This is a genomic window from Alteromonas lipotrueae (genome assembly GCF_019249255.1).
Classification (GTDB): Bacteria; Pseudomonadota; Gammaproteobacteria; order Enterobacterales; family Alteromonadaceae; genus Alteromonas; species Alteromonas lipotrueae.
This window is the reverse complement of sequence record NZ_JAESDJ010000030.1, coordinates 1-5,934: the sequence shown is the minus strand read 5'-3', so window position 1 is coordinate 5,934 and position 5,934 is coordinate 1. Positions and strand designations below refer to the sequence as shown.

General features: G+C 40.1%; 7 protein-coding genes. 2 read left to right on the top strand and 5 right to left on the bottom strand.

Annotated features, from left to right (window positions below; genetic code table 11):
* On the bottom strand, positions 1-473 hold a 473-nt coding region (locus KYS23_RS20315), incomplete at its 3' end, for an ECF-type sigma factor (RefSeq protein WP_218420038.1).
* A 384-nt stretch (positions 474-857) separates the two neighbouring features.
* On the opposite strand from KYS23_RS20315, the gene KYS23_RS20310 reads away from it, so the two are divergent.
* The gene (locus tag KYS23_RS20310; protein ID WP_218420036.1) at positions 858-1,514 is read left to right on the top strand and encodes a crotonase/enoyl-CoA hydratase family protein; all 657 of its coding nucleotides are present in this window, start codon (positions 858-860) and stop codon (positions 1,512-1,514) included.
* A 158-nt stretch (positions 1,515-1,672) separates the two neighbouring features.
* On the opposite strand, the gene KYS23_RS20305 is transcribed toward KYS23_RS20310, so the two are convergent.
* Positions 1,673-2,188, bottom strand: a complete 516-nt coding sequence (locus KYS23_RS20305; RefSeq protein WP_159532335.1) for an Mpo1 family 2-hydroxy fatty acid dioxygenase — start codon at positions 2,186-2,188, stop codon at positions 1,673-1,675.
* 136 nt (positions 2,189-2,324) lie between these two features.
* The gene (locus KYS23_RS20300) at positions 2,325-2,534 is read right to left on the bottom strand and encodes a hypothetical protein (RefSeq protein WP_159532336.1); all 210 of its coding nucleotides are present in this window, start codon (positions 2,532-2,534) and stop codon (positions 2,325-2,327) included.
* 92 nt (positions 2,535-2,626) lie between these two features.
* Here KYS23_RS20300 and KYS23_RS20295 point away from each other — a divergent pair, with 92 nt between their 5' ends.
* Positions 2,627-3,619 carry a hypothetical protein gene (locus KYS23_RS20295; RefSeq protein ID WP_218420034.1) on the top strand — a complete coding sequence of 331 codons (993 nt, stop codon included), beginning with the start codon at positions 2,627-2,629 and terminating at the stop codon, positions 3,617-3,619.
* A gap of 68 nt (positions 3,620-3,687) precedes the next feature.
* Here the strand turns inward: KYS23_RS20295 and KYS23_RS20290 are convergent, their stop codons facing one another.
* Entirely contained in the window at positions 3,688-4,380 is a 693-nt protein-coding gene (locus KYS23_RS20290; RefSeq protein ID WP_159532340.1) for a hypothetical protein, read from the bottom strand.
* A gap of 267 nt (positions 4,381-4,647) precedes the next feature.
* Positions 4,648-5,934, bottom strand: a 1,287-nt coding sequence (locus KYS23_RS20285; RefSeq protein WP_218420032.1) for a TonB-dependent receptor, incomplete at its 5' end; no start/stop codon positions are given.

Below are 5,934 nucleotides of genomic sequence, written 5' to 3'. Positions count from 1 at the left end.
AGAAGTGCAATTTGATAACAACGCTTAGATACATTTTCGAGTGACGATAAGGCATTGTCGAAGCTAAGGTATAAACCTGCGTCGATAGAAGCATCGGTTATCTGTACCGCGTCCTCTAAATCGCTATTACGCTTTTTCGCAGAACGCTTTTTAATTTCATCTTGCAACATCCAGCGAACAAAGACGGCTAAGGAAGCGTAAAACTGCTGTCTGTTTTCAAAGATTTCATCAGGCGCGGTTAGTTTGATAATGACATCGTGAAGTAGTGAGGTGGTATTGGGGAGCTTGTCGAGCAGGCTTAGCGCATTGTCAGACTCCGCTTTTTTGCTGATCTGTTTTTTCACCATGCCCTTTAAATGATAGTAAACAATACTACGAAGCTGATTAGCACTTTTTAAATCGTTATTGATTACCCAAGCGTTTAGCACTTCGGTAAATTCGCCGCTTGTATCCCTCAAATGAACATCTTCCATACTGCTGCCTAGCGCATCGGCTAATCACTTTAATAACCAACATAGAAATAATATGGCGATTAGTCAACGCTTAAATGCACTTTACCTTAATTAATAATTCAAAAAGGCTAAACCCACCTGCAGTATAATCATTTATTATTACTAACAATCACTTACATTCATCCCTTACGGCTTGGGGCATAGAGTTCCCCCTCATAAATGCCTGGTTAGTAAGCTTTCAAGAGTATTTAGGCTAAGCTTATCGCCGATATGGCGGGCGGCAGAATACTGCTGTTTTTGCGTTTATAAGCAATGACTACTCCCTCGCATTACGTAAAAAAACTTGCTTCTTAGCGCCACTGTAAACAAACTCCACAAAATAGTATTTAGAACAAAGAGGCAATAATGGCTTTCGAATTAAAAATTGAAAACAAGGTAGCTCTGATTACCTTTGATGACGGAAAAGTAAACGCAGTAGGCTTTTCTCTTATTGACGCATTGAATGCCGCGTTAGATGAAGCTGAGCAAAACGCTGATGCCGTGGTGATGTATGGCGGTGCCGATAAGTTTTGCGGCGGCTTCGACCTTTCAGTGATGAAAGCCGAAGATAAGACCGAACAGATAAAACTGGTTCAGGCAGGCGCAGATTTAATTGTAAGGCTGTACGGCTATCCCAAACCCCTTATTGTTGCTGCTGAAGGCCATAGTATCGCATTAGGCGCAATATTCTTGATGGCCGCTGACCTACGTATTGGCAAAGACGGCGACACCAAATATGGCTTAACTGAGACCGCTATTGGCATGGTATTACCTGCGTTTGGGATGGAGTTGGCTAAATCACGTTTAGCCCCTACTTCATTAACAGAAGCGTTACTCTTTTCACGGGTATACCAAGGGAAGGATGCGGTAAAAGTGGGCTATTTAGATGCTGCAGTTCCGCAAGAGCAAGTACTCGCTACCGCTATGGGCTATGCTGAAAAACTCAAAATGTTGCCTGCCAAAGCGTTTACTGAATCTAAGCTACAACTTCGCAAAGAAACCCTATCTAAAATGCGTGGTTAGTCTCGCCTTGCAACTTAGGTATCAAAACTTAGGCATTCATCGTAACTGATGCGTAGAGAAGTGCTTAGAATACACCTAAAAATCCATTTAGGTTAAAGTAGTGAATAGTATATGGCACCCTTGAGGTGCCATTCTAGTTTTACATACCAAACCGGTAACTAATGTACTACACCTGAGTTTTCTTCAATCTTAGCTTGAAGCTCTCCTCGTAAACCAAGCTCGAAGCCAAGTTCTGCAACCACAAACAACGGTCCAATAGCCAAGCCCATAATATCGTCTACAAAGGCTGGTTTTTTACCTTCAAAATGATGGCCAACAAATTGTAAAATCCAACCGCCTACGAAAATACCGATTGAGGCAGATAGCCATACCCATGTTGCGCTTTGCGCCAAAGGTTGTGCGAGGTAAAGCAATGCCCCGGTTAATACCACCATGGTAAGACCTAACTTTACATCTAACTTTAAATAAAACACATTACCGATGACCCACACGAATAACGCAGGGCTTAGTAATAATGCTCCTACGATAGGCGCAGTGACTTCAAAAGCCGGGCGGCTTAACAAGCTTAAAAACGCAAAAACAATAAGGGGAATACCAATGTAATGGGTGAAAATATTACGTTGATCTCTATGATATTTTGCGTACTCACTTAGATGCTGCTCAAGCGTTTTCATTCTACTACCTATAAACTTTTTCTTATGAGCATGTGAGATTAGCGAGAAAGAATACTTCACACTGTCGCCAAGCCGACAATTAGTTCAAATTGATAGTAGTGTTTGAAAAAAATAGAATCCGATACGTGTGCTTTATTTATCGCCGTATACCAAACTCAAACAAACAGTTGCTTGCTACCAAACTAGAAGAGCGTGTTGATAGGCGAGTGAAGGTAATAGCACTTATTTGGTTTTGCGTGTCTTCTTGGGATATGTCGAAATAATGCATGGCATAGCCGGTACCAGCATAGTTGGCACCGGTAGGCTGAAGTTCCACATAGGGGATAGCCTTAAACGCCAACCCCACTAAAAATTGCCTTATTGCACAATATAACTTACCTTCTAAGGCAGTGATTAAACAATAAAAACATAAAGTTATAAACTCAACAAGGATGTTTCATGCGCAAGGCCGTTCGCTTTAGAGTACTTTATTTACTGTTTGCTATAGCCACCTACACTTTAGGCTTCATACTACTACCAGAGACTATTAATTCTTCATTCGACCAGATACTTTCTGCTGGCTTCCTGTTTGCCTACTTCATTGTTCTACCAGCTCTGTTTTGGTACTGCGTTATAAAGGTCGGTGAGCAGAAAAAATGGAAGATCATCATTCCCTTTAGTCTCGCCAGTGTTGTCGCTCGCTATTCCATGCCGGTTTCTCTTGCTAGCTACTTTGAATTTTTAAGCTGGGTGCGCTATCCGGTTATTGCCATACTGCTTATTATCGAATTCGTGGTGATTTTTCACGTCGTGTCTATGCTATGGAAATCTCGAAAAATTAAAGGTGATCCTCGCATTAATGCGTTAATCAACAACATAAACGAAGACGATAAGAAACGAGAAGTTACGCTAATTATGGCTAGCGAACCCGCAAGTTGGTATTACGCCATTCCTAAATTCACAAAGGCTCACACGCCCGCTTTAGCTAACCTATCGCTGCTAAGCGCCAAACGGTGGCATTTCGCACTAGTACTGATAGGTTTAATTGCTGTTACGTGGGGGTCTTATTCTTTATTAATTTTATGGAGTGAAATTGCCGCCATTATTGTCGCGTCAGTCATTTTCTACGGCATCATTAGTGTTACGGCAAGTCATCGAATTAGCAGGCATTTTTCTGTTTATTGCCACAACAATCACCTTATCGTAAATGCCAGTTTTTTCAGCCTGCTTTTTATTCCCTTAACTCATATTCAAACCTGTGAAGCTGGCGAGTGGGAGTGCGATAAAGAGCAATTGAAAGTGGGTCGTGGCACCGCGAATATTAAGCTAACTTTTTCAACACCGGTTTATTGGTTCACGTTAATGGGTACCATTTGTGAACGCCCTACTGAAGTTTATTTATGTGTAGATGCGCCTAATGAACTGGTGCTGTCACTCAGTAATGTGGATTAGGAGCTGAGGCAATGATATTTAAGGGTAAGAGTTGCTCAAATGGTTAAATGGATAATCTGCGAATAATCTTATCGGTTTAGTGTAAGTGTATGTGCTTCTTTACCTGAAAAAATCACCAATTTTCCTGATGATAGTTCTTTAAAACTATATTCCCCACTTACTATACGGGGATTTTTTTTCAGTGAAGTAATTAATATTTCTCTACTTCCCCCTCCTTGAGAAGAAATTTTCGAAGCTATTCTATTTAACGTATTGATAGAAACATTTTTATTACTTACTAACGCCACCAAGGTACCCAATTGCTCTTCCTTTTCCGATAGTGATTGTAACAGCTCACTCGGGGATGATGGGTTTTTAGCTAGTAGATTATCTATTTCATATCCCATATCAGTCTCGAACCCTTCTAATTCAAGAAGTCGCTCTGAACTAGTTAAAGGATTAGCAGCATCTTCGAATGCTGAGTATTGATTAAAAGAGGTAAACGAAAATAATAAAGTAAGAGACAAAAATAACGTTAGCTTTAAAAACCTGAACATTAATTGCCTAAAATTTTCTCTAATTCCATCTATAGAAATCTCATTTAAAAAAATGAAAATCCCCGTAAACAACACAATAGCCACTAATATGACTTTTATTATATATATACCCAGTTGAGGGTCAGATCTGCCATGAAGTATAGAAAAATTTAAAAATATATAGGGGAATACTGTAATAAAAGCAATCGCCATTACGGCGATGCTTCTAAATTTTAATAAAGACATCTCTAAACTTTACCAGCTATCAAATTTGAATAGTCCATAAGGCTTTCCCTCCCCCACTTAAGAAATGGTAAATTGAGCTCTAAAGTTACTATTATAAACAATAGCTAATCTAAATGATTTGCTAACGTTAATATCAAATCCAACGACAAGGTAGTCAAAACACTTAATTTTAACTTACCATCTTCAAAGTTTAGATTGTAAAATTTCTTTTTAACAGTTTCCCATCCCCCTGATTTAATCAAATCACAAAAGACTATATAACCGCTATTACAGCGACATTTTAAGCTCTATACGTGCAGTAGCCCCATCACCAATAGTGACGTTGTTAATGCCGCCACCAACAAGGTAATCAGTATCAAATACGTTTTCTACATTTAGCCTTACATCAACTTGTTTACCCATAATATCAGTTCGGTATGTAGCACCTATATCAACACGACTATAAGCATCTTTTAACACAGTATTTGCGCTATCTGCGTAGCGCTCGCCTTGGTAAAAGATACCCGCATTCAGTGCTAATTTTTCAGTAACTTCGTAGCGGCTCCACAACGAGGCAGACCATGTAGGCGCATCAACTGGCGTATTGCCTTCAAAGTTCTCGTCTTTTTCATACTCAGCATCTAAATACATCATTGATGTCATCACAAACCATTTATCACTAACCGCACCTTGTGCAGCAAGTTCTAGTCCTCTGTGAGTTTGCTTACCAGATTGCGTAGTGACCTTGGTGTACAAAGGATCATTCAACAACTGCTCTGAAATAAGTGTTCCGGTCTTTTCTATATTAAATAGTGCACCGTTAACTAGTAGACGTTCTGATACTTCCCATTTAGCGCCCAACTCGATTTGTTTCGACGTCGTTGCGTCTAATTCCATACCGAAGTTTTGGTCGAGTTCGTCTTCAATGGTTTCACTTGATTGGGGCTCGAACCCTTCTGAGTAGTTCACATACACGGTGCTGTTTTCAGCTGGGTGATACAACACACCAACTTTTGGTAATAATGACTCGTTGTCAGCACCTTCACGGCTTTGTTTATCGAAGCGCCCGCCAATGGCAACTTGCCATTGTTCATTGAACGTCATCAAATCTTGAAAATACACACCGTAATAATCGTATTCAGTGGTACTTAACGTTTCATCGGTGTTGTAGTTCAAATCTGGTTTGGCCGGTTCGGGTTGCCCTACGGTATAGGTTATTGCATCCCCTCTTTCAATAAGCTGACCGTAGTAGTAATCCAGTGCATTTCCGCCAATCAGAATATTGTGCTCGATACCACCAAATGAAACTTCACCGTTAAAATCGATAAACGCGGTTTTGAATTGCCAATCGTCTGAACGATCGTAAGGATTAGAGGTATAACTGTTACCAATTTCGTAATCAGAAGGAAGTCGAGGCGATGACTCAAAACGTTGTCTTTCAAACGATTGCTCATTGTAACCCACCTTCACTTGCCACTCTGGGTTCATGAAATAGGTTAATTTAACCCCTTTGTTTTCAACATGAATATCAGTGAACGCCCAAGAAAAATCGTTAATGGTATTTCTATTGCTGAT